Here is a 25,124-nt window from a genome sequence, read left to right as displayed (position 1 = left end):
GCGGCTTTGAGGCCTGGACGGCTACATGCTGGCGATCAGCCGCTTGACCCGCTCGTCGACCGAGCGGAACGGATCCTTACACAGCACGGTGCGCTGAGCCTGGTCGTTGAGCTTGAGGTGCACCCAGTCGACGGTGAAGTCGCGCCCGGCTGCCTGTGCGGCACTGATGAATTCACCGCGCAGCTTGGCACGGGTGGTCTGCGGCGGGGTGTCGACCGCCTCGTCGACCTCCTCGTCGGTGGTGACCCGAGCGGCCAGGCCTTTGCGCTGCAGCAGATCGAAGACGCCGCGGCCACGCTTGATGTCGTGGTAGGCCAGATCGAGCTGGGCGATCTTCGGGTCCGACAGCTCCATGTCGTAGCGATCCTGGTAGCGCTGGAACAGTTTCCGTTTGATCACCCAGTCGATCTCGGTGTCCACCTTGGCGAAATCCTGGGTTTCGACCGCGTCGAGCTGGCGGCCCCACAAATCGATGACCTGCTCGAGCTGCGGGTTGCTGGCCGCGCGCGTCCGCACGTACTCCACGGCCCGCCCGTAGTACTCGCGCTGGATGTCCAGGGCGCTGGCCTGACGTCCCCCGGCCAAGCGCACCGGGCGGCGGCCGGTGACGTCGTGGCTGACCTCGCGGATCGCCCGGATGGGATTGTCAAGGGAGAAGTCGCGGAAGGGCACCCCCGCCTCGATCATCTCCAGCACCAGTGCCGCGCTGCCCACCTTGAGCAGTGTCGAGGTCTCGGACATGTTGGAGTCGCCGACGATGACGTGCAGCCGGCGGTACTTCTCGGCGTCGGCGTGCGGTTCGTCGCGGGTGTTGATGATCGGCCGGGAGCGCGTCGTGGCACTCGACACGCCCTCCCAGATGTGCTCGGCGCGCTGCGACAAGCAGAAGGTTGCGGCCTTGGGGGTCTGCAGTATCTTGCCGGCGCCGCAGATCAGCTGACGGGTCACCAGGAACGGCAGCAGCACGTCGGAGATCCGGGAGAACTCCCCGGCCCGCACGATCAGGTAGTTCTCGTGGCAGCCGTAGGAGTTGCCGGCCGAGTCGGTGTTGTTCTTGAACAGGTAGATGTCGCCGCCGATCCCCTCATCGGCCAGCCGCTGCTCGGCATCGATCAGCAGGTCTTCGAGCACCCGTTCGCCGGCCCGGTCGTGCGTGACCAGCTGAGTCAGGTTGTCGCACTCCGCGGTGGCGTACTCGGGATGGCTGCCGACATCGAGGTACAACCGAGCGCCGTTGCGCAGGAACACATTCGAACTACGGCCCCATGACACCACCCGGCGGAACAGGTACCGTGCCACCTCGTCGGGTGACAGTCGCCGGTGGCCGTGGAAGGTGCAGGTGACACCGAACTCGGTCTCGATGCCCATGATTCTGCGCTGCACGTCATCGAGCGTACTGGTTGGGCAACCGCAACGGTGGTCAGGCCGGGGGGTTCGCCGCCGTGTCGAGGGTTTCCAGCACCACCTCGGCCACCTGCCGCATCGTGGTCCGTTTGTCCATCGCCGCCCGCTGAATCCACTTGAACGCTTCCGGCTCGCTCAGACCCTGTTTGGCCTGCAGCAGGCCCTTGGCCCGCTCGATGAGCTTGCGGGTCTCGAGCTGCTCGGACAAGGTGCTGACTTCGCGTTCCAGCGCGGTGATCTCCTCGGCCCGGCTGACCGCCAGCTCGATGGCCGGCACCAGGTCGCTGGCCGTGAAGGGCTTGACCAGATAGGCCATCGCCCCGGCGTCGCGGGCCCGTTCCACCAGGTCGCGCTGGCTGAACGCGGTGAGCATGACGATCGGTGCGATCCGTTTCCCGGCGATCTCCGAGGCCGCGTCGATGCCGTCGCGCCGCGGCATCTTCACATCGAGGATCACCAGGTCCGGGCGCAGCAGCTCGGCCAGCTCCACGGCCTCCTGGCCGTCGCCGGCCTCACCGACCACCTCATAGCCCTCTTCCCGCAGCATTTCGGCCAGGTCGAGGCGGATCAGCGCCTCGTCCTCGGCGATCAGGACCCGGCGGGCAGGACGCGGGGCGCTCTCGGATGACGACGCATTCATCAGCCCATTCTGTCGTGGCTGCCGCCGTCGGCAACCCCGCGGGGGCATCGTCTAAGGTAAAGACCCGCGCGCAAGCGCCTGGGCCCTCGTATCCCAACTGGCAGAGGAAACGGATTCAAAACCCGTACAGTGTGAGTTCGAATCTCACCGAGGGCACCACGATCAGCGCAGGTCAGCGCGGTGCGTACATAATCACGGCGACTCCGGCCAGACAAATCAGCGCACCGAGGACGTCGGCCCGGTCGGGGCGGAATCCGTCGAAGGCCATGCCCCAGGCCAGCGAGCCCGCCACGAAGACTCCGCCGTAGGCGGCCAGGATCCGGCCGAAGTGGGCGTCGGGTTGCCACGTCGCCACGAAGCCGTACAACCCGAGGGCGATCACCCCGGCTCCGGCCCACAGCAGGCCGCGATGCTCGCGCACGCCCTGCCAGACCAGCCAGGCGCCGCCGATCTCCGCGACGGCGGCCAGCACGAACAGCGCAACGAAACGCAACACCATGGTCCCCGACCCTAGCCACCTGGTGAAACCACCAACTGCGCAGCTCACCGGATTAGGCTGTCGATCGTGACCGTCAAACGGTTCCTCGCGGTGCCGGCCGAGGCCCAAACCCCCTACCGGCGCTCGCACTGCATTCCGGCCCGCACGCGGCATTACGCGGCGCGGCTGTCGCAGCGGCTGCGGATCCTCAAGGTGTCTTCCGGGCTGGCCGCGATCATCAGCGCAGGGTTCGGGCTGCTGGAGATCTGGGCGGATCCCACCTACTGGTGGATCGGCGCGCTCAATCTGATCGCCGCGGCCGCCTTTGTGCTGACCCCGCTGCTCTACCACTACGGCGAGCTGATCGCGCCCCTGGCGTTCGTCGGCATCGCCTACCTGACGACGTTCGTGGTCTGTTGGGTGGTCGGGACCGGGTCGGGCATCCAGTTCTACTTCCTGGCTGCGGCGTCGATCAGCGTGCTCATCCTCGGCGTGGACCGGATCAAGTTGGCCGCCGCCGTGGCCGCGGTCGGCGCCGCGCTGACCATCGCCCTGCAATTCCTGGTCCCCCCGGACAACCTGAATCAGCCGGCCTGGCTGCGCAACCTGTCCTTCGTGCTGGTGGTCGTCTCGGCGTGCTTCATGGTGGTCGCCACGATCTGGTTCGCGCTGCGCGAGATCGCCCACGCCGAAGCGGCGATGGAGGCCGAGTACGAGCGTTCCGAAGCGCTGCTGGCCAACATCCTGCCCACCGCTGTCGCCGACCGGCTGAAGAACCCGGCCGTGGACGTGATCGCCGACAGCTATCCGGACGCTTCGGTGCTGTTCGCCGATATCGCCGACTTCACCCGGCGGGCCAGCCAGACCGAGCCGGGCCAGCTGGTCGAATTCCTCAACGAGCTCTACACCGGCCTCGACCGGCTCGTCGACCGGCATGGGCTGGAGAAGATCAAGACCAGCGGTGACTCATACATGGTGGTCAGCGGAGTCCCCAACCCCAGGCCGGATCACCTGCACGCGCTGGCGCGGCTGGCACTCGACATCGCCGACACCATCGCCGAACTGCGTGATCCGCTGGGCCGGCCGGTGTCGCTGCGGATCGGTCTGGCCGCCGGCCCGGTGGTCGCCGGGGTGGTCGGAAACCGCCGGTTCTTCTACGACGTGTGGGGCGACGCGGTGAACCTCGCCTCGCGCATGGAGTCGACCGGCTCCCAGGACCGTATCCAGGTGCCGCAGGACGTCTACGACCGGTTGAGCGGCGACTTCGTGCTCGAAGAGCGCGGCGACATCAAGGTCAAGGGCAAGGGCGTCATGCACACCTGGTTCCTGGTGGGTGAGCGTCCGCCGGCCTCGCACGGTCCGGCGTCCCGGTCGCTGCTGTCGGCCCGCGCGCGCTGAGCGGGCGACCCGACCGGCTTCGGTAGGGTGCCGGATCGGAAGTATTCCCCACCGCAGAGGAGCGCAATGACGAGGCTTCTGGCCGTGCTCGGCTCGCTCGTCGGACTCGCCAGCACCGTCAACGGTTACCGTCCGCTGACCAAGCACGGCTATCCGTCGCTGTATGCGTTCGCGTTCGGTGTGTTCGCCTCGGAGCTTCCGCTGCACCTCATCGCCGGGCAGTCCGCGACGTTGGCAGCGGTGTCGCGATGGTTGCCGCCGCGGGCACGGCGGTTCGGTTGGCTGGTTTCGGCGCTGTCCTGGCTGGGCCTGCTCGGGCTGCACCACGCCGGGCGCACCGCCAACCGCCCGCTGACGGCGGCGCTGGACGCCGAACTCGGTGCGGGACGGCGCACCGACGGCGCTGACCTCTGGAAACGGCCGGGCCCGGACGGCGAGATCGCAAAAGCACCCGGCCTGGTGCGCATGATGCGGGTCTACCGTGACTACGCCACCGACGCCGACATCCCCTACGGCGAATACGGCGGCCGCAACACCCTCGACGTGTGGCGACACCGCGACCTCCCCCGCGACGGCCGCGCGCCGGTGCTGCTGCAGGTCCCCGGGGGCGCCTGGATGGTGGGAAGCAAACGCGGCCAAGCACATCCGCTGATGAGTCATCTGGTGGAGCGGGGCTGGGTGTGTGTGTCGATCAACTACCGGCTCAGCCCGCGTTCCACCTGGCCCGACCACATCATCGACGTCAAGCGTGCCCTGGCCTGGACGAAGGCCCACATCGCCGACTACGGCGGCGACCCGGACTGGATCGCGGTCACCGGCGGCTCGGCCGGCGGTCACCTGTGCGCGCTGACCGCGCTGACCGCAGGCGATCCCCGATTCCAGCCGGGTTTCGCCGACGCCGACACCAGCGTGCGGGCAGCGATTCCCTTCTACGGCATCTACGACTTCACCGGCGACACCGATCTGCACCCGCTGCTGACGCCGGCGCTGAGTGCCTACGTGTTCAAGCAGAGCCGGCGCCGGTTCCCGGACACCTACCGCGCCGCGTCTCCGATGACATACATATCCGCCGACGCCCCACCGTTTTTCGTACTGCACGGCCGCAACGACTCGCTGGTACCGGTCGAGCAGGCCCGTGCCTTCACCGCCCGGTTGCGCGATGTCAGCACCAGCCCCGTGGTCTACGCGGAGTTGCCGGTGGCCCAGCACGCCTTCGACATCTTCGGCTCGCCCCGGGCCGCGCACACGGCGCTGGCCATCGAGCAGTTCCTCGCCGAAATCTACGCCTCGCGGGTCGCCCCGGCCGCCTAGAAGCGGTGGTCGACGCCGAATTCCCGGTTCGCAGGGCGGTATCTGTGCCAAACTTCGGCCATGGAAACAACCCCTTCCGGTCTGCTGCCACACCTGTGGAAGTCGACGCTGGTCTCCGGTGTTCTGGCCCTGGCTCTGGGCGTGCTGATCCTGGCCTGGCCGGGCCGGACCATCCTGGCTGCCGCCGTGTTGTTCGGCATCTACCTGTTGGTCACCGGGGTCGCCCAGCTGATCTTCGCGTTCAGCCTGCCGGTCATCTCCGCGGGCGGGCGGGTGCTGCTGTTCCTCAGCGGTACCGCGGCGGTGATCCTGGCGGTGCTGTGTTTCCGGCATTTCCACTCCGACGAGGAAGCCCTCGCGGTGCTGCTGTTGGCCATCTGGATCGCGGTCGGCTTCATCTTCCGGGGGGTGGCCACCACCGTCGCGGGCATCAGTGACCCGGCGCTGCCGGGCCGCGGCTGGCAGATCTTCATGGGCGTGCTCAGCCTGCTGGCCGGGCTGGTGACGCTGGCGGCGCCGTTCACCTCGCTCTGGATCCTGGCGCTGGTGGTCGGCAGCTGGTTGATCGTCATCGGGGTCGTCGAGGTCGTCACGGCCTTCAAGGTCCGGACCGCGTCCCGCAGGATCGACGCGGCGGTGGCGGGCGGCTAGCCGGCGGCCAACCCCGGGCCCGTCGACGCCAACGCGGGTACCCTGGGTTCCAACCCGTTTGACACCTGTCTGATGCTGTGATGTGGAGTCCGCGCAATGCCCGAGTCCGGGATGCCCTCGCTGTCGCCTGAGTCTCAACCGTCCTGGCCGCCGGCCGGCGGTGGCTACCCTCCGCCCGGCTACCCCTACCCTTACCCGGCGCCCGGTCAATACCCCGGCTACCCGCCGCCCGGCACACGCAGCGCGCCCAGGAACGGTGCCGGCATCGCGGCCCTGGTGGTGGCCATCGCCGGAATCGTGACCGCACTGTCGGTGGTCGGCGGTGTGGTGCTGGGCATCGTCGCGATAGTGCTGGGGTTCGTCGGTCACAGCCGCGCCAAACGCGGTGAGGCCGACAATGGCGGGGTCGCGATCGCCGGCGTCGTGCTCGGTGCGCTGGCGGTGGTCGCCGGAATCGGCTGCATCTTCATCTACGTCGGCATCTGGCGGACGGCGGGCGGCGGCGACTACGTGGACTGCATGACGAAGGCGGGCTCGGACGCTGCCGCGCAGCAACAGTGCACCGACCGCTTCCGGGAGCACTTCGAGAACAAGTTCGGCACCGCCGAGGCACCCTTGGTACAGGAATCGTCGGACTCGGCGCTGATGCCCGCTTAGCGGGGATTGCCGGCGCGGCGAAGCCGGGCGACGCAGGCCCCTGCCATCGGCCTAGCGGTTGGCGCTCGGGAAGTACTTCAGGACGCCCTCCTGGGTGACGGTGGCGAGCAGCTGACCGGATCGGTCGAAGAAGTGCCCGGTGCCCAACCCGCGTGAATCCGCGGCCACCGGTGACGACGTCGAGTACAGCACCCAGTCGTCGAAACGCACCGGCCGGTGAAACCACAGGGTGTGGTTGGCGCTCGCCGCGAAGATCCGGTCGAAGCCCCACGACAGGCCATGGGTGGTGATGATCGAATCCAGCACCGTGGTGTCTGACGAGTACACCATCAGTGCGGTGTGCAGCACCGAGTCCTCGGGCAACACCCCGTCGGCCTTCATCCAGACCCGGTTGTGCGCGAGCCGCTCCCCCTTGTCGCGCATCACCCAGGCGGGATCGTTGTCGTAACGCCATTCGATCGGGTGCGGTGCGTTGACGAAACTGGGCACCACCTCCTCGTAACCCTTGAGCACCTCGCGGACCCTGGGCAGTGTCTCGGGATCGGCGACCGCGGGTGCTTCCACGCCGTGCTCGAGCCCGCGGCCACCCGAGAGGTAGGAGACCATCGCGGTGGCGACCAGGGTGTCACCCTGCAGCGCGTCGACCCGGCGGTTGGCGAACCGGCGTTCATCCCGCAGCCGGTGCACCCGGAATTCGATGTCGCGGGCCGGATCTCCGCCGTTGATGAAGTGGACCGACAGCGCGCCGGGCGGCAGGTGCTCGGCGACGGTGCGGCTCGCGGCGACGAATGACTGCGCCATCAGTTGTCCACCGAAGGTGCGCAACGGAGTCTTGCTGGGGTGCGAACCGACGAACACGTCGTCGTCACTCGCCTTGAGGTCCAGTACGGCCAACAGCTCGTCGAAGTCCGTGTTCGGCTCGGCCGGCACTAGACGTCGTCCTCGCCGATCCGGTGCACGTGGATCAGGTTGGTCGAGCCCACGGTGCCCGGTGGGGCGCCGGCGACGACGATCACCAGATCACCTCGCTGGTAGCGGCCCAGATTCAGCAGTGCCTTGTCGACCTGCCGGATCATCCCGTCGGTCGACTGCATCTGCGGGACGATGAAAGTCTCAGTGCCCCAGGTCATCGCAAGCTGGCTGCGGACCTCGGGCAGCGCGGTGAAGGCCAGCAACGGCAGCGGAGTGTGCAACCGGGCCAGCCGCCGCACGGTGTCACCCGACTGGGTGAAGGCCACCAGTGCCTTGGCGTCGAGCCGTTCGCCGATCTCACGGGCCGCATAGGAGATCACCCCGCGCTTGGTGCGCGGTACATGTGTCAACGGCGGTGCCGCAGTGGAATTCTCCTCCACGGCGCACACGATCCTGCTCATCGTCCGCACCGCCTCCAGAGCGTACTTGCCCACTGCGGTCTCACCGGAGAGCATCACCGCGTCGGCGCCGTCGAGCACCGCGTTGGCCACATCGGACGCCTCGGCACGGGTCGGTCGGAAGTTCTCGATCATCGACTCCAGCATCTGGGTCGCGACGATCACCGGCCGGGCGTTCTCCCGGGCCATCTGGATGGCGCGCTTCTGCACCAACGGCACCTCTTCGAGGGCAAGCTCCACCCCCAGGTCGCCGCGGGCCACCATCACCGCGTCGAACGCCAACACCACGGCCTCGAGGTCGTCGATCGCTTCGGGCTTCTCGAGCTTGGCGATCACCGGGACCCGGCGCCCGACCCGGTCCATCACTTCATGCACCAACTCGACATCCGAAGGCGAGCGCACGAACGACAGCGCCACCATGTCGACGCCGAGGTTCAGCGCGAATTCCAGGTCCTCGATGTCCTTTTCCGACAGCGCGGGCGCCGAGACCTTCATGCCCGGCAGGGACATACCTTTGTGGTTGCTGACCGGGCCGCCCTCGGTGACCGTGCACACCACGTCGTCGCCGTCGATGTGTTCTACGACGAGGCCGACCTTGCCGTCGTCGACCAGAACCCGGTCGCCCGGTGCGGCGTCGGCGGCCAGCTGCTTGTAGGTGGTGGAAACACGGTCATGGTCGCCGGGGCAGTCGGCGACGGTGATGCGCACCGTCTCACCGGTCGCCCAGTAGGTGGGCCCGTCGGCGAAACGCCCCAGCCGGATCTTGGGCCCCTGTAGATCGGCGAGCACACCGACCGCCCGCCCGGTCGCGTCCGAGGCGATGCGCACCCACTCGTAGGAAGCTTGGTGGTCTTCGTGGTCGCCGTGGCTGAAGTTCAGCCGGGCCACATCCATGCCGGCGTCGACCAACGCCCGGACCATCTCCGCGGAGTGGGTCGCCGGTCCGAGAGTACAGACGATCTTGCCGCGTCTATTCACGACGCCAGCATAGTCGGGCCGGCTGAGCCGTCTCCCTCAGGAACGGTTGGCGCCAACGGGTTAACGCGTGCCGTCGCGCAGCGCTCGGCCCTGCTTGTCGTGCACCCGCCCGCTGAAGATGAGGATCGCCTCGATGATCCCCCAGATGATCGGCACGCCGATGCCGATCCCATACGTCGTGACGGTGGCAAGCACACCGATCAACAACTGGAAGATTCCCAGTCCGATCTGGCCCAGGTACATGCGACCGAACCCGAGGAACCCGAACAACCCGAGCAGCTGTAGCAGCGCTGCGGTGACTTTCGACTTGTCCGAGTACGGCTGCCCGGTCACCGGATGGCGGCCGTAGGGCGCCCACATGTCCGGGTAGCCCGGATACGGGGGCGGATAGCCCGGCGGCGGCTGGTAGGGCTGCCAACCGCCCGGTGGCCCGGCCGGCGGCCAGGACGGATCGGTCATGTCTGCGAGCATGCCAGAAATGCCGACACGGGCGGTGGGACCGCTATCAGGCCTGGTCAGCGTCGTCAGCGGGGTCCGCTTCGGTGTCGGTGTCCGCTTCGGTGTCGGTGTCCGACTCGGCTTCGGAGTCCTCGTCCGATTCATCGACTGCGTCGACGACGGGCTCGGCTTCAGCGTCTTCGTCGTCGGCTTCGGGTTCGCTGTCGGCCTCGGCGGTATCGTCCTCGGGCTCACCATCGGGCTCGTCGGCCTCGCCGGTGTCGTGCTCGGGCTCACCATCGGGCTCGTCGGCCTCGCCGGCCTCGTGCTCGGCCTCATCGTCGGTGTCGTCGACCTCGCCGGCCTCGTGCTCGGCCTCATCGTCGGTGTCGTCGACCTCGCCGGCCTCGTCCTCGGCCTCGGTGTCGGACAGCTCGTCGGGCTCCGATGCCGGCTCAGCGTCCTCGTCAGCTTCGACGTCCGCCTCGACTTCGCCGTCTTCGTCGGCTTCGCTGTCCTCGGCGACTTCGGTGTCCGCGGCGACTTCGGTGTCCTCGGTGACTTCGGTGTCCGCGGCGACTTCGGTGTCCTCGCTGTCTTCGGCGACAGCATCGTCGGCTGCGACGTCCGACTCGAGTTCGCCATCGCCCGTAAGCCTTTTCGGTAGTCGGACCACCGACCCGACGCCGTTTGCGGTGCCGAGCGTCACCAACTCCTGCTCATTTGCGGCGTCCGGTTCCGGTTCGGCGGCAACCGCCTCCTGATCCTCGGGCGTCTCCTGCTCCCAGGCGCGGCGGATGACATCGCGATCCTCGCGGCCCTTGGTTGCCAGCAGGATATAAACCACGGCACCGATGAACACAAATGTCGAGGTGAACGAGTTCACCCGGATTCCGGCGATGTGGGTGGCCGCGTCGTCGCGCAGCAGTTCGATCCCGAAGCGCCCGATGCAGTAACCGGCGACGTAGAGCGCGAACAGCCGGCCGTGCCCCATGCGGAATCGCCGGTCGGCGTAGATCAGCACGACGAACACCAAGAGATTCCAGAGCAATTCGTACAGGAACGTCGGTTGGACGATCTTATACAGTTCGCCGGTCGACACCCCGTCGAGCAGGTGCGGATCGCGCACCCCGGCGGCGTCCTCGCGCCAGAAGATCTCCAGCCCCCACGGCAGTGTCGTCTCCCGGCCGTAGAGCTCCTGGTTGAAGTAGTTGCCGATCCGCCCGATCGCCTGCGCCAACACGATGCCGGGCGCGACGGCGTCACCGAAGGCGGGCAGTGGGATCCCGCGACGGCGGCAGCCGATCCACGCGCCGACACCGCCGAGCGCTACCGCGCCCCAGATCCCCAGCCCACCGTCCCAGATGCGGGGCGTCGCCTCCCATCCGACGCCGCCCTCACCGAAGTAGGTCCGCCAGTCCGTCATCAGGTGATACAAGCGCCCACCGATCAACCCGAACGGCACCGCCCACAGCGCGATGTCATAGATGACTCCCGGCTCGCCGCCGCGGGCCCGCCATCGGCGGTCACCGATCAGCAGGGCGATGACGATGCCGATGATGATGCACAGCGCATAAGCCCGAATCGGGACCGGGCCGAGATGCCAGACACCGCGCGCGGGACTGGGAAAGTACGTCAGCCAGTTCAGTGTCATCTCTACGAATCCCTTTGACGCACACCCGCCGCGAGTTCCGCGCTGAGGGAGCGCAACTCGGCCAGACCATCAGCGAGTGCGGTGACCAGTGCTGAACCGACGATCACGCCGTCGGTGTAGGCGCCGATCTCGGCGGCCTGCGCGCCGGACCGCACGCCCAGGCCCACCCCGACCGGAATGTCAGAGACTTCCCGGACCCGGCGTACCAGTTCCGGCGCCGCGTTGGACACCGTGTTGCGGGCACCGGTGACTCCCATCGTCGAGGCGGCGTAGACGAATCCGCTCGAGGCGTGCGCGGTCTCGGCCAGACGCTGCGGCGTCGACGACGGCGCCACCAGAAAGATCCGGTCCAGCGCATGGTGTTGGGATGCCGCCAGCCACTCGTCCGCCTCGTCGACGATCAGGTCGGGGGTGATCAGCCCCAGGCCGCCGGCCGAAGCCAGATCACGGGCGAACGCGTCGACCCCGTAGCGCAGCACCGGATTCCAGTAGGTCATCACCACCGCGCGGCCACCGGCGGCCGTGATCGCCTCTACCGCGGTCAGGGTGTCGCGCACCCGGACGCCGCCCTGCAGCGCCGTCTCGGTGGCCCGGGCGATGGTCGGTCCGTCCATTCCCGGGTCGGAGTAGGGAACACCGACTTCGACGAGATCGCACCCCGATTCGACCAGGGCGGTCATCGCGGCGATGGAGCCCGGCACGTCCGGGTAGCCGGTGGGCAGGTAGCCGATCAGCGCGGCGCGGCCCTCCTCCCGGCACACGGCGAACATCGAGGCCAGCCGGTCGCCGGCGTGACCGCTCACGAAGCGCTCCCCTCGTCGAGCAGGCCGAACCATTTGGCCGCTGTCTCGACGTCCTTGTCGCCGCGCCCGGAGACGTTCACCACGATGACCTTGCCCGGGCCGAGCTCGGCGGCCAGCTTCAGCGCGCCTGCCACCGCGTGGGCGGATTCGATCGCGGGAATGATTCCCTCAGTGCGGCAAAGAATTCCGAATGCCTCCATCGCCTCGGCGTCGGTGATCGGCTGGTATTCGGCTCGCCCGGTCTCGCGCAGCCAGGCGTGTTCGGGGCCGACGCCCGGGTAGTCCAGCCCTGCCGAGATCGAGTGCGACTCGATGGTCTGGCCGTCCTCGTCCTGCAACAGGTAGGAGAACGAGCCCTGGAAGGCCCCGGGCGACCCGCCGGCGAACGTCGCGGCATGCCGGCCGGTGTCCACACCGTCACCGGCGGCCTCGTATCCGATCAGCCGCACCGCCGGGTCGTCGAGGAAGGCGTGGAAGATCCCGATGGCGTTGGACCCGCCCCCCACGCAGGCCACCACCGCGTCGGGCAGCCGGCCCGCCATCTGCTGGATCTGGGTGCGGGTCTCCAGGCCGACGACCCGCTGGAAGTCGCGCACCATGGTCGGGAACGGGTGCGGCCCGGCCGCGGTCCCGAAGCAGTAATAGGTGCGATCGGCGTTGGTCACCCAGTCCCGGAACGCTTCGTTGATGGCGTCCTTCAAGGTCTGCGACCCCGATTCCACCGAGACCACCTCGGCGCCCAGCAGCCGCATCCGGGCCACGTTGAGGGCTTGGCGGCGGGTGTCGACGGCGCCCATGTAGATCACGCAATCCAGCCCCAGCAGGGCGCAGGCCGTGGCCGTGGCCACGCCGTGCTGGCCGGCGCCGGTCTCGGCGATCACCCGGGTCTTGCCCATGCGTCGGGCCAGCAACGCCTGCCCCAGCACGTTGTTGATCTTGTGCGAGCCGGTGTGATTCAGGTCCTCGCGTTTGAGGAAGATGCGTGCTCCGCCGGCGTGGGCGGTGAGTCGCTGCGCCTCGTACAGGGGCGAGGGGCGGCCGGTGTAGTGCGTCTGCAGGTTGTCGAGGGTGTCGAGAAACTCGCGGTCATTACGCACCTTGTCGTAGGCGGCGGTGACCTCCTCGATGACCGCCATCAACGCCTCGGCGACGTAGCGGCCGCCGTAGACGCCGAAGTGCCCGCGGGCGTCCGGGTCGTGCCGGCTCGGTTCGGCCACTCCGGCGCTGGCACGCGGAAGAGGAGGCTGGGCGGTGTCCGACATCTAGCGGGCCGACTTCGGGCAGGACGGATGCTTACCCGCACTGACCAAGTCGGCAACGGCCGCGCGGGGGTCGCCACTGGTGACCAGTCCCTCACCGACCAGGACGGCGTCCGCACCGGCTCCGGCGTAGGCCAGCAGGTCCGCGGTGCCGCGCACTCCGGACTCGGCGATCTTGACCACCTCGGTGGGTAGGCCCGGCGCGATCCGCGCGAAGCAGTCCCGGTCGACCTCCAGCGTGTGCAGGTCGCGGGCGTTGACCCCGATCACCTTCGCGCCGGCGGTCAGGGCCCGGTCGGCCTCTTCCTCGGTGTGCACCTCGACCAGGGCGGTCATGCCGAGGGACTCGGTGCGATCGAGCATCGACACCAGCGCCTGTTGTTCGAGCGCCGCCACGATCAGCAGCAGCATGTCCGCGCCGTGGGCGCGGGCTTCGTGAATCTGGTAAGGCCGCACGATGAAGTCCTTGCGCAGGACCGGTATCGACACCGCGGCGCGCACCGCGTCGAGGTCGGCCAGCGAGCCGTTGAACCGGCGCTGCTCGGTCAGCACACTGATCGCGCGGGCACCGCCCTCGGCGTAGGAACAGGCGAGTTCGGCCGGGTCGGCGATGGCCGCCAGCTGCCCCTTCGACGGGCTGGCGCGCTTGACCTCGGCGATGACTGCGATGCCGGGCTCTCGCAGTGCCGCCATGACGTCCCGCGGCGCGGGCATGGCCTCGGCTGCCGCCTTGACTTGCGCCAGGCTGACGACGGCCTCCCGGGCGGCAACGTCGGCGCAGACTCCCTCGATGATGGAGTCGAGCACGGTTGCCGAACTCATGTCTACCGGTTCCTCTCCCGCTTGCTAGGACCTTCATCGAAGGGTAACCACCGTCACCGCCCCGGATGTCACCGGCCCTCGGGGTCCGCGCCGGGCGGCGGTTCTGTCGGGTCGCAACCCTCGTCGAGCGCGTCCCACATCATTCGTTCCGACATCTCCGGGGCGCCCGCGGAGGCTTGCGGCCCGGCCCCGCTACCGGCGTCGGGGCCGGCGGACGCACCGTCGCGGGCCCGCGCAGCCGCCCGGCGCGCCGCCGGCGTCGCGTACCTGGCGTCGCCGCCGGTGTCGCGCGCGGCCGCGCGCATCAGTAACGCGGCAGCGGCCAGCACGCACAGCGCGGCGAGCAGGCTCAGCACCGCACCGGTGAGACGGCGGTCGGTCCCCAGCAACGAGGTCAGCGGGATCTCGGCGATGTCGAGGGCCCGGAGCGCGATGTCCCGCACCACCCACATGCTGACGGCCAGGTACCCCGCCGCCAGGCTCACCACGGCCATCAGGACGGCCAGCGCCCGCAACGGCCAGCCCCGCACCGCCACCGCGGCGACGGCGGCGGCCAGGCACAGCAGCGCCAGCGGCACCAGCGCCGTCGACCACGACGCGCCGGTGACCGCGACCTGCTTGGGCTGCCCCAGCCCGTCGAACGAGCGGATCAGGACCCACGGCAGCCGGGATGCGCCCCACAGGCCGCCGGCCGCCACCACCAGCAGCAGCTGTGCCACCCGCAGCGCCACGGTGCCGCGGCGGGCCCCCCGAGCCTCAGTCATCGGTCCCGGGTGCCATCAGCGTTTCGGCGGCGGCGATCGCGGCCAGCACCGCGCGGGCCTTGTTCGAGGCCTCGGTGTACTCGTAGGGGCCGTTGGAGTCGGCCACCACCCCGCCGCCGGCCTGCACGTAGGCGGTGCCGCCGGCGAGCAGGGCGGTGCGGATTGCGATCGCGAAGTCGGCGTTGCCGGCGAAATCCAGATAGCCGACGACGCCGCCGTACAGGCCGCGTCGGGTCTTCTCGACCTCTTCGATCAGCTCCATGGCGCGGACCTTGGGCGCCCCGGACAAGGTGCCCGCGGGGAAACACGCGGTGACCGCGTCCAGTGCGGTGCGGTCCTCGGCGAGCAGCCCGGTGACCGTGGAAACCAGGTGCATGACGTGGCTGTAGCGCTCGATGTGGCTGTAGTCGGCCACCCGCACCGTGCCCGGAACACACACCCGGCCCAAGTCGTTGCGGCCGAGGTCGACGAGCATCAGGTGCTCGGCGCGCTCCTTGTCGTCGTTCAACAGGTCCTTTTCCAGCAGCTGGTCTTCCTCCTCGGTCGCGCCGCGCCACCGCGTACCGGCGATCGGGTGGGTGGTCGCGCGGCCGTCCTGGACCGTCACCAACGCCTCGGGGCTGGAACCGACAATCGAAAAGGCCAGTCTCCCAACGTCATCGGGCACCTGCAGCAGATACATGTACGGGCTCGGATTGGACACCCGCAGCATCCGGTAGACATCGATCGGGTCTGCCGGGGTCGTCATCTCGAAACGCTGGGACGGCACCACCTGAAACGCCTCGCCGGCCTCGATCTCGCCGACCAGCCGCTCGACGATCGCCCCGTACTCCTCGGGGGTGCGCTGCTTTCGGTAGATCGGCTCGGGCCGGTCGAAGGTGGCGACGCTGGACTCCAGCGGCTGACTCAGCGCCGCGGTCATCACGTCGAGCCGGGCGATCGCGTCGTCGTAGGCCTCGTCCACGCGCTCGTCGGTGCCGTTCCAGTTGACCGCGTTGGCGATCAAGGTGATGGTGCCCTCGTGGTGATCGACAGCGGCCATGTCGGTGGCCAGCAGCAGCAGCATGTCGGGCAGCGCCAGGTCATCGACGGCCAGCTCGGGCAGGCGCTCCAGCCGGCGCACCATGTCGTAGGCGAAGAACCCCACCAGGCCGCTCGACAGCGGCGGCAGCCCGGGAATGGGAGCCGTTTCCAGCAGTGCCAGGGTCTCGCGCAAGGCCAGCAGCGGATCCCCGCCGGTCGGCGCACCCTGCGGGGCGGTGCCCAACCACACCGCTTCGCCGTCCCGCACCGTCAGCGCCGAGTTGGTCCCGGCGCCGATGAACGACCACCGCGACCAGGACCGTCCGTTCTCGGCCGACTCCAGTAGGAAGGTGCCGGGCCGGTTGGCGGCCAGCTTGCGGTAGGCCGACAGCGGTGTCTCGGCGTCGGCGAGCACCTTGCGGGTCACCGGGACCACGCGGTGCTCGGCGGCCAGGGCACGGAAGTCCGCCCGCGAGGCGGTGCCGGCAGGGGAAGAGCTAGCGGTGTGCACGGTCATAATCTTCCCAGATGTGGCGATCGGGTCAGGAGTAGCCTGGCGGCCATGAAAACTGGCGACAGCGTGGCCGATTTCGAATTGCCCGACCAGACCGGAACACCGCGCAAGCTCAGCGCACTGTTGGCCGACGGGCCGGTGGCGCTGTTCTTCTATCCGGCGGCGATGACACCCGGTTGTACCAAGGAGGCCTGCCATTTCCGTGATCTGGCCGGCGAGTTCGCCGCCGTCGGGGCACAACGGGTCGGAATCAGCGTCGATCCGGTGGCCAAGCAGGCCAAGTTCGCCGACCAGCAGGGCTTCGATTACCCGCTGCTGTCCGACACCGAGGGCACGGTGGCTGCCCAGTTCGGCGTCAAACGTGGCTTACTCGGCAAGTTGATGCCGGTGAAGCGGACCACCTTCGTCATCGACACCGACCGCACCGTGCTCGACGTGATCGCCAGCGAGTTCTCGATGGACACCCACGCCGACAAGGCGCTGCAGGTGCTGCGGGCCCGTTCGTCGGCCTAATTCTCGGCGGCGTCTTCCTCTGCCGCGCTTTCCTGGGCGGGGGCGTCCTCGGCCACCTGGCGGCTCTCGCCGACGGCGGTGTCGATCCAGTTCCGGATCTCGTTGAGGTGGGTGACGATCCCGGCACGCTCCCGCACCAACAGATCGACCTCGGACTGGGTGCGTTCGGTGACCAGCTTGGCCTCGCGTTTGGTGGTGGCGATCAGCGTGGACGCCTCCAGGCGGGCCTCCTTGTCGAGTTTGGCGATGTTGGCCTCGGCCTGCTCCCAGGCCGCCTGCATCTTCTGGTCCAGACGGCGTTGCGCCTCCCGGCGGTTGCGCTCGTCCTCCTCCCAGGCCAGCTTGATCTGCTCATCGAGGGATTCCTGCGCGGCCCGGCGGTTGCGCTCGTCTTCCTCGGCGAGGCGCTGGTAGACCTCGCGGCGGCTGCGCTCGGCGTCCTCGATCTCCTGGGCGATCCGGCTGCGTTCCTCATGGGCGATCCGCAGGATCTCCTCGGCTTCGGCCGTCGCGGTTTCGAGGATCTTCGCCCGGCGTGCATTGGTGGAGGCCTGGAACTCCGCCAGCGCCTCACTGGCGGCGGCCCGGTCCTGACGGGCGGCCTCCAACTGCTCGCGGAGCTCTCCGGTCAGCGATTCGGCGTCCTGGCGGGCCAGTTCCTTGGTCCGCCGCGCTTCTTCGGAGGCGATGCGCATCATCCTGGCGATGCGATCCGACATGCCCTCGACGGAATCGACCGGACCGGTGACCTGCTCGAATTGGGACCGCAGTTCGGCCAGTTCGGCAGTCAGGCGCTGACGCTCGGAATCAGCCTCGGCGGTCATCCGCACAATGTCGTTCTGCAGTCGCGTGACCTCGGCGGTGAGCTGTTCGCGGTCAAATCGCGTCTGGGCTTTGACCGCGTCGAGGGATTTCGCACGCTCCTGCAGAATCTCGACTTCATGATGGAGGCGCGCGATGTAATCGGAAACCTCATTGCGATCGAAACCGCGCATCTGCGTTTCGAATTCCGGAATTTCTAGCGCCACCGATTCACTCCTAGTACCCGACTGGTTCGGTCTCTGGCTCGACAGGCAACCAGCGCTAGACCGAGTTGGCTTGTGCGCGAGGCCAAATGGACCGGCTCACCCAGGTTGCCGTGCGACGCAGCGTACCAGACCTGCCCGGGCGTGTCACCGGATCGCATTCTGGCCCCAGCGGGGTCAGCGTGGACGATTTTCGCGAAACCAGGACTCTTTGGCCGGAGGCAGGGATTCACGTTTCACGTGGGTGGTCGAACGCTGAATCTGGTCGACGATTTTCGCGCGGGCATCCATGAGTTCGGTCAACCGAAGCTGTGCGTCTGCCACGTGTGTGGTGATCGCCTTGTTCATTTCGGTCAATATCTCCGAGGCGTGGTTCTCGGCTTCTTTCATGATCTCCGCGGCACTCATGACGGCCTGTCTACGCAGTTGTGCGGCATGGATTCGCAGCTGCTTGTGCTGAGTCTCCAACTCGGCCCGCAATTGCGCCGCCTCCCGGCGCTGCGCCTCGGCATCGTCGAGAATCGCCGCGGCCTCCTTCTCGGCGGCGCCGCGCAATTCGTCGGCGAAACGCTGTGCCTCGGCGCGGATATCGTCGGCTTCGGCGGTGGCTCCGTTGAGTATTCCGGAAAGCCGGTCACTGAGATCCACGATGTCTCCCGGGATCGACGAGGCCAACTCGTTGAACCGCACCGACGTTGACTCCAGGGTCGCCTGCGACTCGCTCAGTTGCTTGGTGAGCGCGACGATCCGCGACCCGGCGCGCGGCAGGTGCGCCTCGACGTCGCTGACCGTGCCCTGGGCGTAGTGGGCGTCGATCTGCTGGGAAACCCGCTCCAGCTCCAAACCCGAAGTGCTGTGGTCCAACGGGTACGAGTCGTCCGGTTCGTCGGAGTTCACAGTCGGCCAGCATACCGCTCGTGACCCGGCGGGGAATCAATCCGCGGGACCGAGCAGCACCTCGGCGTCGAAGCAGCTGTGGTCCCCGGTGTGGCAGGCTCCGCCGGTCTGGTCGACCTCCAGCAGCACGGTGTCACCGTCGCAATCCAACCGCACCGAGTGCACATACTGGGTGTGCCCGGACGTCGCACCCTTGACCCACTGCTGACCCCGGGACCGCGAGAAATAGGTCGCCTCACGGGTCGCCAGCGTTCGCGCCAGGGCGTCGTCGTCCATCCAGGCGACCATCAGCACGTCGCCGCTGCCCCGCTCCTGCGCGACCGCGGCGATCAAGCCGTCGGCATTGCGTTTGAGTCGGGCCGCGATCGCCGGATCGAGACTCATCGCACTATGACCCCTTCGGCCGCCATCGCCGCTTTGACCTGCCCGATCGTCAGTTCGCGGAAATGAAAGACGCTGGCCGCCAGTACCGCATCGGCTCCCGCACCGACCGCCGGGGCGAAATGTTCTGCCGAGCCCGCTCCCCCGCTGGCGATCACCGGGACGCTCACCGCCGCACGCACCGCGCGCAGCATCGCCAGGTCGAACCCGGCCTTGGTGCCGTCGGCGTCCATCGAGTTCAGCAGGATCTCCCCGACGCCCAGTTCGACACCGCGGACCGCCCACTCCACCGCGTCGATGCCGGTGCCCCGCCGGCCGCCGTGGGTGGTGACCTCCCAACCGGAGGCGGTCGGAGCCGACCCGGCCGGTACCGTGCGGGCGTCGACCGACAGCACGATGCACTGGGAGCCGAACTGGCGGGACAATTCGGCCAGCAGTTCCGGGCGGGCGATCGCGGCGGTGTTCACCGACACCTTGTCGGCACCGGCCCGCAGCAGCACATCCACGTCGGCGACGGTGCGCACCCCGCCGCCGACGGTGAGCGGGATGAAGACCTGATCAGCGGTGCGGGCGACCACCTCCAGCATGGTGGCCCGGCCCGACGACGAGGCCGTGACATCGAGAAAGGTCAGTTCGTCGGCGCCCTCGGCGTCGTAGGCGGCGGCCAGCTCGACCGGATCCCCGGCATCGCGCAGGTTCGCGAAGTTGACCCCCTTGACCACCCGGCCGCCGTCGACGTCCAGGCACGGGATGACCCGTACCGCCACATCGCTTGCTTGGCCCATCAGTAGTCCTCCGGTGCGCCGGCCGTGGTCAGAATCTCGAGGATCTCGCCGTGCACTCCCGGTGCGGCCGCCAGGGCCGAACGCGACTGCCACGTCCACGGCGCGCCGGCCAGGTCGGTGACGATCCCGCCGGCCGCGCGCACCATCGCCACACCGGCGGCGTGGTCCCAGATGTGGTCGCCGAAACTGAGCGCCCCGCCGAGGACACCGTCGGCGACGTAGGCCAGGTCGATTCCGGTAGCGCCGTGCATCCGCGGCCGCGAGGTCACCCGGCTCAGGCCCTGCAGCACCGCGAGCCGATAGCGGCCCGGGAAACGCCCCCGCCACTCGACGTTGAACGTGCCGATGCCGACCAGGGACTCCGACAGCTCCGTCGGATTCAGCGCCGGCTGCGCCACCCCGTTGCGCAGCAGCGGGCCGCCCGACACGGCGGTGTAGCGCTGGTCGGTGAACGGCAGCCAGGTCAGCCCGGCCACCGGCTCACCGTCGCGCAGCAGGCCCAACAGGATCGCTGCCATCGGGGACCCGGCGGCGTAATTGAACGTGCCGTCGATCGGATCCAGCACCCACACCAGCGGCGAGTCGATCGGTGGTCCGCCGAACTCCTCGCCGTGCACGCCGATTCCGGTGGCCGATACCAGGCCGTCGGTGATCTGGCGTTCCAGAGCCAGGTCGACCTCGGTCGCGAAATCGTTGCTGCCCTTGCGAACCGCTGAACCGGCGCGGTGGCCGTCGAGGAAGGGCTGCGCCGCGGCATCCAGGATTTTCGACGCCTCGGCGACCAGAGCGTCCAGGTCCGCGGTGTCCAGCGCCACGTGCGCGCCTAGCCCTGCACCGCGGTCAGCGCCTCGGGCAGGGTGAACCGCCCCGCGTAGAGCGCTTTGCCGACGATCGCGCCCTCGACGCCACGGTCCACCAGCGTGGCGATGGCCCGCAGATCATCGAGGCTGGACACCCCGCCGGAGGCGATCACCGGCGCCTCGGTGCGATCGGCGACCTCGCCGAGCAGCTCGAGGTTGGGCCCGCCCAAGGTGCCATCCTTGGTCACATCGGTGACAACGAAACGGGAACACCCTTCGCGGTCAAGACGTTCCAGCACCGGCCACAGTTCACCGCCGTCGGTCTCCCAGCCTCGTCCCCGCAGTCGATAGGAGCCGGCCGGGCCGCTTGCGTCGAGCTGCACGTCCAGGCCGACCGCGATCCGGTCACCGTGGTCGGCGATCGCCCGGGCACACCACTGCGGGTTCTCCAAAGCCGCGGTGCCCAGGTTCACCCGGGTGCAGCCGGTGGCCAGCGCCGCCGCCAGCGAGTCGTCGTCGCGGATACCGCCGGACAGTTCGACCTTCACGTCAAGGCGGCCAACCACATCGGCGAGCAGTTCGCGGTTCGAGCCGCGGCCGAAGGCGGCATCCAAGTCGACGAGGTGGATCCACTCCGCGCCGTCACGCTGCCAGCCCAGCGCGGCCTCCAGCGCCGAGCCGTACTCGGTCTCGCTGCCGGCCTTGCCCTGCACCAGTCGCACCGCGCGCCCGTCGACCACGTCAACGGCGGGCAGCAAGACCAACGATGTACTCACAGTGCCTCCACCCAGTTGCTCAGTAGTGTCGCCCCGGCATCCCCGCTCTTTTCGGGGTGAAACTGGGTGGCGGCCAACGGCCCGTCCTCGACAGCCGCCAGGAACGGTACCTGATGGGTCGCCCGCGTCACCAAAGCCTCCGGACGGCCCTCCCAGCGCTGCGCGGCGTAGGAGTGCACGAAGTAGAACCTGGTGTCGGCGTCCAACCCGGCGAACAGCGTGCTGCCGGGGGCCGCGTCGACGACGTTCCAGCCCATGTGCGGGATCACCGGGGCGTCGAGCCGGGTGACCGCGCCCGGCCACTGCCCGCAGCCGGCCGTCTCCACTCCGAACTCCACACCGCGGGCGAACAGGATCTGCATCCCGACGCAGACCCCCAGCACCGGGCGCCCGGCCGCCACCCGGTCGGCGATGATCTTCTCCCCCTGCACCTTGCGCAGCCCGGCCATGCAGGCCGCGAACGCCCCGACGCCCGGCACCACCAGGCCATCGGCGGCAGCCGCGGCGGCGGCGTCAGAGGTCACCTCGACTGCGGCACCGGTCCGCTGCAGGGCGCGCTGGGCGGAGCGCAGGTTGCCGGAGCCGTAGTCCAGGATCACCACAGCGGGTTTGGCAGACCTGCTCACAGGGCGCCTTTGGTGGACGGGACGCCGGTCACCCGCGGATCGGGCTCCACCGCCTGGCGCAGTGCACGGGCGACCGCCTTGTACTGGGCCTCGGTGATGTGGTGCGGGTCGCGCCCGTAGAGCACCCGCACGTGCAGCGCGATGCGGGCATTGGATGCCAGCGTCTCGAACACGTGGCGGTTGATGACGGTGTGGTACGGCACCTGCGATCCGGCAATGGTGGTGTGCGCCAAGTGATCCGGCTCGCCGGTGTGCACACAGTACGGCCGCCCGGACACGTCGACGGCGGCGTGCGCCAACGTTTCGTCCATCGGGATGAACGCATCACCGAAGCGGCGGATGCCCTTCTTGTCGCCGAGGGCCCGGTCCAGGGCCTGGCCGAGCACAATCGCGGTGTCCTCCACGGTGTGGTGCGCTTCGATCTCGACGTCGCCTTCGGCGCGCACCATCAGGTCGAAGCTGGCGTGACTGCCCAGCGCGGTCAGCATGTGGTCGTAGAACGGCACCCCGGTGTCGATGTCGACGATCCCGGTGCCGTCCAGGTCGAGTTCGACCGTGATCTGAGATTCGCGGGTGGTGCGTTCCACCCGGGCGCGGCGAGTCATTGTGCTCCTCATGACGGTTGGGCGAGTTCGGTGGCCGCAAGCTGCTTGCTCGCGGCGAGCAGTGCGTCGTTCTCCTCGGGTAATCCGGTGGTGGCGCGCAGATATCCGGCGATGCCCACGTCGCGGATCAGGATGCCGGCATCCAGATAGTGCTGCCAGGTCGCGGGCGCGTCGGCGAATTCACCGAACAGCACGAAGTTGGCGTCGCTCGGGATGACCCGAAACCCCATGCCGGTCAGTGCCGCACACACCCGTTCGCGTTCGGAGATGAGCTGCGCGACGGAACCCAGGGTGTCATCGGCGTGTCGCAGCGCGGCGCGGGCGGCCGCCTGGGTGACCACCGACAGGTGGTAGGGCAACCGCACCAGCAGCATCGCGTCGATCACCGCCGGGGCGGCGATCAGGTATCCGAGCCGGCCGCCGGCGAATGCGAACGCCTTGCTCATCGTGCGGGTGACGATCAGCTTCGCCGGATAGTCGGCGATCAGCCCGATCGCACTGGGCTGCGACGAGAATTCGCCGTAGGCCTCATCCACGATCACGATCCCCGGCGCCGCATCGAGCACGTTGCGCAGATCTTCAAGCGAAACACTCTGCCCGGACGGGTTGTTCGGACTCGCGACGAACACCACATCGGGTTGGCGGTCGGTGATGGCCGCGACCGCTACCGCGACGTCCAGGCCGAAGTCCTCGGCCCGGTTCGCGGCCAGCCATTGGGTCTGGGTGCCGTCGGCGATGATCGGGTGCATCGAATACGACGGGACGAAGCCGACCGCGCTGCGGCCCGGCCCGCCGAACGCCTGCAGCAGTTGCTGAAGAATCTCGTTGGAGCCGTTGGCCGCCCACACGTTCTCAGGCCCCACCGCGACACCGGTCTGGGTGCTCAGGTAGCCGGCCAGGTCGGCGCGCAGCGCCACCGCGTCGCGGTCGGGATAGCGGTGCAGATCGGCTGCGACCGCACGCACCGACCGGGCGACGTCGTCGATCAGCGCCGCACTCGGCGGGTGCGGATTCTCGTTGGTGTTCAACCGCACCGGCACCACCAGCTGCGGTGCGCCGTAGGGCGACTTGCCGCGTAGGTCATCACGCAACGGCAGGTCGGCCAGCGTGATCTCGTCTCCGGGGCGGGTCACTGCTCGAACCTCCGCCGGACCGCTTCGCCGTGCGAGGGCAGATCCTCGGCGCCGGCCAGCGCGATCACATGCCCGCTGACATCCTTGAGCGCGGCCTCGGTGTACTCCACGACGTGGACACCGCGCAGGAAGGTCTGCACCGACAGCCCGCTGGAGTAGCGCGCACTGCCCGCGGTCGGCAGCACGTGATTGGAGCCCGCGCAGTAGTCACCGAGGCTTACCGGCGCATACGGCCCGACGAAAATCGCTCCCGCCGAACGGATCCGGGCTGCCACCTCGGCGGCGTCGGCGGTCTGAATCTCCAAGTGCTCGGCGGCATAGGCATTGACCACGCGGATACCGGCGTCCAGGTCGTCGACCAGCACGATCGCCGACTGGCGCCCGCCCAGTGCCGCCGACACCCGCTGGCGGTGCACCGTGGTCTCCAACTGCACGGTCACCTCCCGGTCGGTGGCGTCGGCCAGCCCGGGGCTGGTGGTCACCAGCACGCTGGCGGCCATCTCGTCGTGTTCGGCCTGGCTGATCAGGTCGGCGGCCACGTGCGCCGGGTTGGCGGTGTGGTCGGCGAGGATGGCGATCTCGGTGGGGCCGGCCTCGGCGTCGATCCCGACCTGCGAACGGCACAGCCGTTTGGCGGCGGTCACGTAGATGTTGCCCGGGCCGGTGATCATGTCGACCGGGGCCAGCTCGGCCTGAGCCGCGTCCCCCAAGTCCACACCGCCGTAGGCCAGCAGCGCCACCGCCTGGGCGCCGCCGACCGCCCAGACCTCGTCGACGCCGAGCAGCCGGGCGGCGGCCAGGATCGTCGGGTGTGGAAGGCCGTCAAAGGCGGCCTGCGGCGGACTGGCGATCACCAGTGAGCCCACCCCGGCGGTCTGGGCCGGGACCACGTTCATCACCACACTGGACGGGTAGACCGCGTTGCCGCCCGGAACGTAGAGGCCGACCCGCTCGACCGGAATCCAGCGTTCGGTGACGGTTGCGCCCGGGGCCAGCGTGGTGGTGGTGTCGGTGCGCCGCTGGTCGGCGTGCACCGCGCGGGCCCGGCTGATCGCCACCTCCAGGGCGGTGCGCACGGCGGGGTCCAGGCCGGCCAGGGCGGCCTGCAGCGCCGCACCGGGCACCCGGACCGCTGCCGGGCGTACCTGGTCGAAGGATTCCCCGAACTCCAGGGCCGCGTCGGCCCCGCGCTCGGCGACCGCCTCGACGATCGGGCGTACCCGCGGCAACACGGCCTCGACGTCGACACCACCGCGCGGCAGGGCGGCGCGCAGTTGAGCCCTGGAAAGGTTCGACTGATCGGTGCCACGCAGGTCGATGCGTGCCAGCAGGGCGGTGTCCACGTCGTCCATTGTCCCAGAGCGGTCCAAGTCAATATTGCCGCGCTCGGCCAGACCCGCCCGATGCGGCATCGCGAGG

The 25,124-nt window shown here is 68.9% G+C and carries 28 protein-coding genes and 1 tRNA gene; 7 read left to right on the top strand and 22 right to left on the bottom strand.

Annotated features, from left to right (window positions below):
- Positions 1-21: 21 nt before the first annotated feature.
- Both pafA and G6N23_RS09985 read right to left on the bottom strand, forming a co-directional pair.
- Positions 22-1,383: a Pup--protein ligase gene (pafA, locus tag G6N23_RS09990; RefSeq protein ID WP_095173875.1), complete on the bottom strand. Its 1,362-nt coding sequence runs from the start codon at positions 1,381-1,383 to the stop codon at positions 22-24.
- A 37-nt stretch (positions 1,384-1,420) separates the two neighbouring features.
- Positions 1,421-2,044 carry a two-component system response regulator PdtaR gene (locus tag G6N23_RS09985; RefSeq protein ID WP_085259315.1) on the bottom strand — a complete coding sequence of 208 codons (624 nt, stop codon included), beginning with the start codon at positions 2,042-2,044 and terminating at the stop codon, positions 1,421-1,423.
- A gap of 82 nt (positions 2,045-2,126) precedes the next feature.
- On the opposite strand from G6N23_RS09985, the gene G6N23_RS09980 reads away from it, so the two are divergent.
- A tRNA-Leu gene (locus G6N23_RS09980) sits at positions 2,127-2,203 on the top strand.
- A 13-nt stretch (positions 2,204-2,216) separates the two neighbouring features.
- Here G6N23_RS09980 and G6N23_RS09975 read toward each other — a convergent pair.
- A complete protein-coding gene (locus G6N23_RS09975; RefSeq protein ID WP_085259314.1) occupies positions 2,217-2,543 on the bottom strand; it encodes a YnfA family protein in 327 nt (108 codons plus the stop codon).
- A 66-nt stretch (positions 2,544-2,609) separates the two neighbouring features.
- On the opposite strand from G6N23_RS09975, the gene G6N23_RS09970 reads away from it, so the two are divergent.
- The 4 genes from G6N23_RS09970 to G6N23_RS09955 all read left to right on the top strand — a co-directional run bounded on the left by G6N23_RS09970 (position 2,610) and on the right by G6N23_RS09955 (position 6,539).
- The gene (locus tag G6N23_RS09970) at positions 2,610-3,920 is read left to right on the top strand and encodes an adenylate/guanylate cyclase domain-containing protein (protein ID WP_173675020.1); all 1,311 of its coding nucleotides are present in this window, start codon (positions 2,610-2,612) and stop codon (positions 3,918-3,920) included.
- 66 nt (positions 3,921-3,986) lie between these two features.
- On the top strand, positions 3,987-5,231 hold the full coding sequence (locus tag G6N23_RS09965; RefSeq protein ID WP_085259313.1) for an alpha/beta hydrolase: 1,245 nt from the start codon (positions 3,987-3,989) through the stop codon (positions 5,229-5,231).
- A gap of 42 nt (positions 5,232-5,273) precedes the next feature.
- Positions 5,274-5,882: an HdeD family acid-resistance protein gene (locus G6N23_RS09960; protein WP_085259312.1), complete on the top strand. Its 609-nt coding sequence runs from the start codon at positions 5,274-5,276 to the stop codon at positions 5,880-5,882.
- Between the two features lie 96 nt (positions 5,883-5,978).
- The gene (locus G6N23_RS09955; RefSeq protein ID WP_085259311.1) at positions 5,979-6,539 is read left to right on the top strand and encodes a DUF4190 domain-containing protein; all 561 of its coding nucleotides are present in this window, start codon (positions 5,979-5,981) and stop codon (positions 6,537-6,539) included.
- Positions 6,540-6,590: 51 nt separating this feature from the next.
- On the opposite strand, the gene G6N23_RS09950 is transcribed toward G6N23_RS09955, so the two are convergent.
- From G6N23_RS09950 to G6N23_RS09910, 9 genes are all read right to left on the bottom strand, one after another.
- Positions 6,591-7,469: an acyl-CoA thioesterase II gene (locus G6N23_RS09950; RefSeq protein ID WP_085259310.1), complete on the bottom strand. Its 879-nt coding sequence runs from the start codon at positions 7,467-7,469 to the stop codon at positions 6,591-6,593.
- Positions 7,469-8,887 carry a pyruvate kinase gene (gene pyk, locus G6N23_RS09945; protein ID WP_085259309.1) on the bottom strand — a complete coding sequence of 473 codons (1,419 nt, stop codon included), beginning with the start codon at positions 8,885-8,887 and terminating at the stop codon, positions 7,469-7,471. Before pyk ends, G6N23_RS09950 begins: the two co-directional genes overlap by 1 nt.
- A gap of 60 nt (positions 8,888-8,947) precedes the next feature.
- Positions 8,948-9,358, bottom strand: coding sequence for an NINE protein (locus tag G6N23_RS09940; protein ID WP_085259308.1), 411 nt, complete (start codon positions 9,356-9,358; stop codon positions 8,948-8,950).
- A 34-nt stretch (positions 9,359-9,392) separates the two neighbouring features.
- Entirely contained in the window at positions 9,393-10,979 is a 1,587-nt protein-coding gene (gene lgt / locus G6N23_RS09935) for a prolipoprotein diacylglyceryl transferase (RefSeq protein WP_085259307.1), read from the bottom strand.
- A 2-nt stretch (positions 10,980-10,981) separates the two neighbouring features.
- Positions 10,982-11,749 (bottom strand): tryptophan synthase subunit alpha, encoded by a 768-nt coding sequence (trpA, locus tag G6N23_RS09930; protein ID WP_220096658.1) that lies wholly within the window; start codon positions 11,747-11,749, stop codon positions 10,982-10,984.
- 29 nt (positions 11,750-11,778) lie between these two features.
- The gene (gene trpB, locus G6N23_RS09925) at positions 11,779-13,044 is read right to left on the bottom strand and encodes a tryptophan synthase subunit beta (RefSeq protein WP_085259305.1); all 1,266 of its coding nucleotides are present in this window, start codon (positions 13,042-13,044) and stop codon (positions 11,779-11,781) included.
- Positions 13,045-13,863 carry an indole-3-glycerol phosphate synthase TrpC gene (trpC, locus tag G6N23_RS09920; RefSeq protein WP_085259304.1) on the bottom strand — a complete coding sequence of 273 codons (819 nt, stop codon included), beginning with the start codon at positions 13,861-13,863 and terminating at the stop codon, positions 13,045-13,047.
- A 68-nt stretch (positions 13,864-13,931) separates the two neighbouring features.
- Entirely contained in the window at positions 13,932-14,627 is a 696-nt protein-coding gene (locus G6N23_RS09915; RefSeq protein WP_085259303.1) for a TIGR02234 family membrane protein, read from the bottom strand.
- On the bottom strand, positions 14,620-16,167 hold the full coding sequence (locus G6N23_RS09910) for an anthranilate synthase component I (RefSeq protein ID WP_085259302.1): 1,548 nt from the start codon (positions 16,165-16,167) through the stop codon (positions 14,620-14,622). The genes G6N23_RS09915 and G6N23_RS09910 overlap by 8 nt, the downstream gene beginning before the upstream one ends.
- A gap of 45 nt (positions 16,168-16,212) precedes the next feature.
- Here G6N23_RS09910 and G6N23_RS09905 point away from each other — a divergent pair, with 45 nt between their 5' ends.
- Complete coding sequence (locus G6N23_RS09905; protein ID WP_085259301.1) at positions 16,213-16,677, top strand: peroxiredoxin; 465 nt, start codon at positions 16,213-16,215, stop codon at positions 16,675-16,677.
- Here the strand turns inward: G6N23_RS09905 and G6N23_RS09900 are convergent.
- Positions 16,674-17,396, bottom strand: a complete 723-nt coding sequence (locus G6N23_RS09900) for a hypothetical protein (RefSeq protein ID WP_234808478.1) — start codon at positions 17,394-17,396, stop codon at positions 16,674-16,676. The genes G6N23_RS09905 and G6N23_RS09900 overlap by 4 nt on opposite strands.
- 39 nt (positions 17,397-17,435) lie before the next feature.
- Here G6N23_RS09900 and G6N23_RS21930 point away from each other — a divergent pair, with 39 nt between their 5' ends.
- Positions 17,436-17,699, top strand: a complete 264-nt coding sequence (locus G6N23_RS21930) for a hypothetical protein (RefSeq protein ID WP_234808477.1) — start codon at positions 17,436-17,438, stop codon at positions 17,697-17,699.
- Positions 17,700-17,879: 180 nt separating this feature from the next.
- Here G6N23_RS21930 and G6N23_RS09895 read toward each other — a convergent pair whose 3' ends face one another.
- The 9 genes from G6N23_RS09895 to hisD are packed head-to-tail and all read right to left on the bottom strand — an operon-like array spanning position 17,880 to position 25,057.
- Complete coding sequence (locus G6N23_RS09895; RefSeq protein WP_085259299.1) at positions 17,880-18,599, bottom strand: M protein; 720 nt, start codon at positions 18,597-18,599, stop codon at positions 17,880-17,882.
- Positions 18,600-18,635: 36 nt separating this feature from the next.
- Positions 18,636-18,983, bottom strand: a complete 348-nt coding sequence (hisI, locus tag G6N23_RS09890; RefSeq protein WP_085259298.1) for a phosphoribosyl-AMP cyclohydrolase — start codon at positions 18,981-18,983, stop codon at positions 18,636-18,638.
- Positions 18,980-19,765, bottom strand: a complete 786-nt coding sequence (gene hisF, locus G6N23_RS09885; RefSeq protein WP_085259297.1) for an imidazole glycerol phosphate synthase subunit HisF — start codon at positions 19,763-19,765, stop codon at positions 18,980-18,982. The genes hisI and hisF overlap by 4 nt, the downstream gene beginning before the upstream one ends.
- A complete protein-coding gene (locus G6N23_RS09880; RefSeq protein WP_085259296.1) occupies positions 19,765-20,580 on the bottom strand; it encodes an inositol monophosphatase family protein in 816 nt (271 codons plus the stop codon). Before G6N23_RS09880 ends, hisF begins: the two co-directional genes overlap by 1 nt.
- An 8-nt stretch (positions 20,581-20,588) precedes the next feature.
- Entirely contained in the window at positions 20,589-21,341 is a 753-nt protein-coding gene (priA, locus tag G6N23_RS09875) for a bifunctional 1-(5-phosphoribosyl)-5-((5-phosphoribosylamino)methylideneamino)imidazole-4-carboxamide isomerase/phosphoribosylanthranilate isomerase PriA (protein WP_173675021.1), read from the bottom strand.
- Complete coding sequence (gene hisH, locus G6N23_RS09870) at positions 21,338-21,967, bottom strand: imidazole glycerol phosphate synthase subunit HisH (RefSeq protein WP_173675022.1); 630 nt, start codon at positions 21,965-21,967, stop codon at positions 21,338-21,340. The genes priA and hisH overlap by 4 nt, the downstream gene beginning before the upstream one ends.
- The gene (hisB, locus tag G6N23_RS09865; protein ID WP_085259294.1) at positions 21,964-22,584 is read right to left on the bottom strand and encodes an imidazoleglycerol-phosphate dehydratase HisB; all 621 of its coding nucleotides are present in this window, start codon (positions 22,582-22,584) and stop codon (positions 21,964-21,966) included. The genes hisH and hisB overlap by 4 nt, the downstream gene beginning before the upstream one ends.
- The gene (locus tag G6N23_RS09860; RefSeq protein ID WP_085259293.1) at positions 22,581-23,705 is read right to left on the bottom strand and encodes a histidinol-phosphate transaminase; all 1,125 of its coding nucleotides are present in this window, start codon (positions 23,703-23,705) and stop codon (positions 22,581-22,583) included. The genes hisB and G6N23_RS09860 overlap by 4 nt, the downstream gene beginning before the upstream one ends.
- A complete protein-coding gene (gene hisD, locus G6N23_RS09855) occupies positions 23,702-25,057 on the bottom strand; it encodes a histidinol dehydrogenase (protein WP_085259292.1) in 1,356 nt (451 codons plus the stop codon). Before hisD ends, G6N23_RS09860 begins: the two co-directional genes overlap by 4 nt.
- Positions 25,058-25,124: the final 67 nt, after the last annotated feature.

This window comes from Mycolicibacter terrae (genome assembly GCF_010727125.1).
Lineage (GTDB): Bacteria > Actinomycetota > Actinomycetes > Mycobacteriales > Mycobacteriaceae > Mycobacterium > Mycobacterium terrae.
Note: the sequence above shows the minus strand (reverse complement) of the source record. Positions and strands in the feature narration are given on the sequence as shown.

Excerpts from the sequence above, each read along its gene's own strand:
- G6N23_RS09985 (WP_085259315.1), bottom strand. The coding sequence starts at position 2,044 with ATGAATGCGTCGTCATCCGAGAGCGCCCCGCGTCCTGCCCGCCGGGTC.
- G6N23_RS09975 (WP_085259314.1), bottom strand. The coding sequence starts at position 2,543 with ATGGTGTTGCGTTTCGTTGCGCTGTTCGTGCTGGCCGCCGTCGCGGAG.
- G6N23_RS09965 (WP_085259313.1), top strand. The coding sequence starts at position 3,987 with ATGACGAGGCTTCTGGCCGTGCTCGGCTCGCTCGTCGGACTCGCCAGC.
- G6N23_RS09955 (WP_085259311.1), top strand. The coding sequence starts at position 5,979 with ATGCCCGAGTCCGGGATGCCCTCGCTGTCGCCTGAGTCTCAACCGTCC.
- G6N23_RS09940 (WP_085259308.1), bottom strand. The coding sequence starts at position 9,358 with ATGCTCGCAGACATGACCGATCCGTCCTGGCCGCCGGCCGGGCCACCG.
- lgt (WP_085259307.1), bottom strand. The coding sequence starts at position 10,979 with ATGACACTGAACTGGCTGACGTACTTTCCCAGTCCCGCGCGCGGTGTC.
- trpA (WP_220096658.1), bottom strand. The coding sequence starts at position 11,749 with ATGTTCGCCGTGTGCCGGGAGGAGGGCCGCGCCGCGCTGATCGGCTAC.
- trpB (WP_085259305.1), bottom strand. The coding sequence starts at position 13,044 with ATGTCGGACACCGCCCAGCCTCCTCTTCCGCGTGCCAGCGCCGGAGTG.
- trpC (WP_085259304.1), bottom strand. The coding sequence starts at position 13,863 with ATGAGTTCGGCAACCGTGCTCGACTCCATCATCGAGGGAGTCTGCGCC.
- G6N23_RS09915 (WP_085259303.1), bottom strand. The coding sequence starts at position 14,627 with ATGACTGAGGCTCGGGGGGCCCGCCGCGGCACCGTGGCGCTGCGGGTG.
- G6N23_RS09910 (WP_085259302.1), bottom strand. The coding sequence starts at position 16,167 with ATGACCGTGCACACCGCTAGCTCTTCCCCTGCCGGCACCGCCTCGCGG.
- G6N23_RS09905 (WP_085259301.1), top strand. The coding sequence starts at position 16,213 with ATGAAAACTGGCGACAGCGTGGCCGATTTCGAATTGCCCGACCAGACC.
- G6N23_RS09900 (WP_234808478.1), bottom strand. The coding sequence starts at position 17,396 with ATGTCGGATCGCATCGCCAGGATGATGCGCATCGCCTCCGAAGAAGCG.
- hisI (WP_085259298.1), bottom strand. The coding sequence starts at position 18,983 with ATGAGTCTCGATCCGGCGATCGCGGCCCGACTCAAACGCAATGCCGAC.
- hisF (WP_085259297.1), bottom strand. The coding sequence starts at position 19,765 with ATGGGCCAAGCAAGCGATGTGGCGGTACGGGTCATCCCGTGCCTGGAC.
- hisB (WP_085259294.1), bottom strand. The coding sequence starts at position 22,584 with ATGAGGAGCACAATGACTCGCCGCGCCCGGGTGGAACGCACCACCCGC.
- hisD (WP_085259292.1), bottom strand. The coding sequence starts at position 25,057 with ATGGACGACGTGGACACCGCCCTGCTGGCACGCATCGACCTGCGTGGC.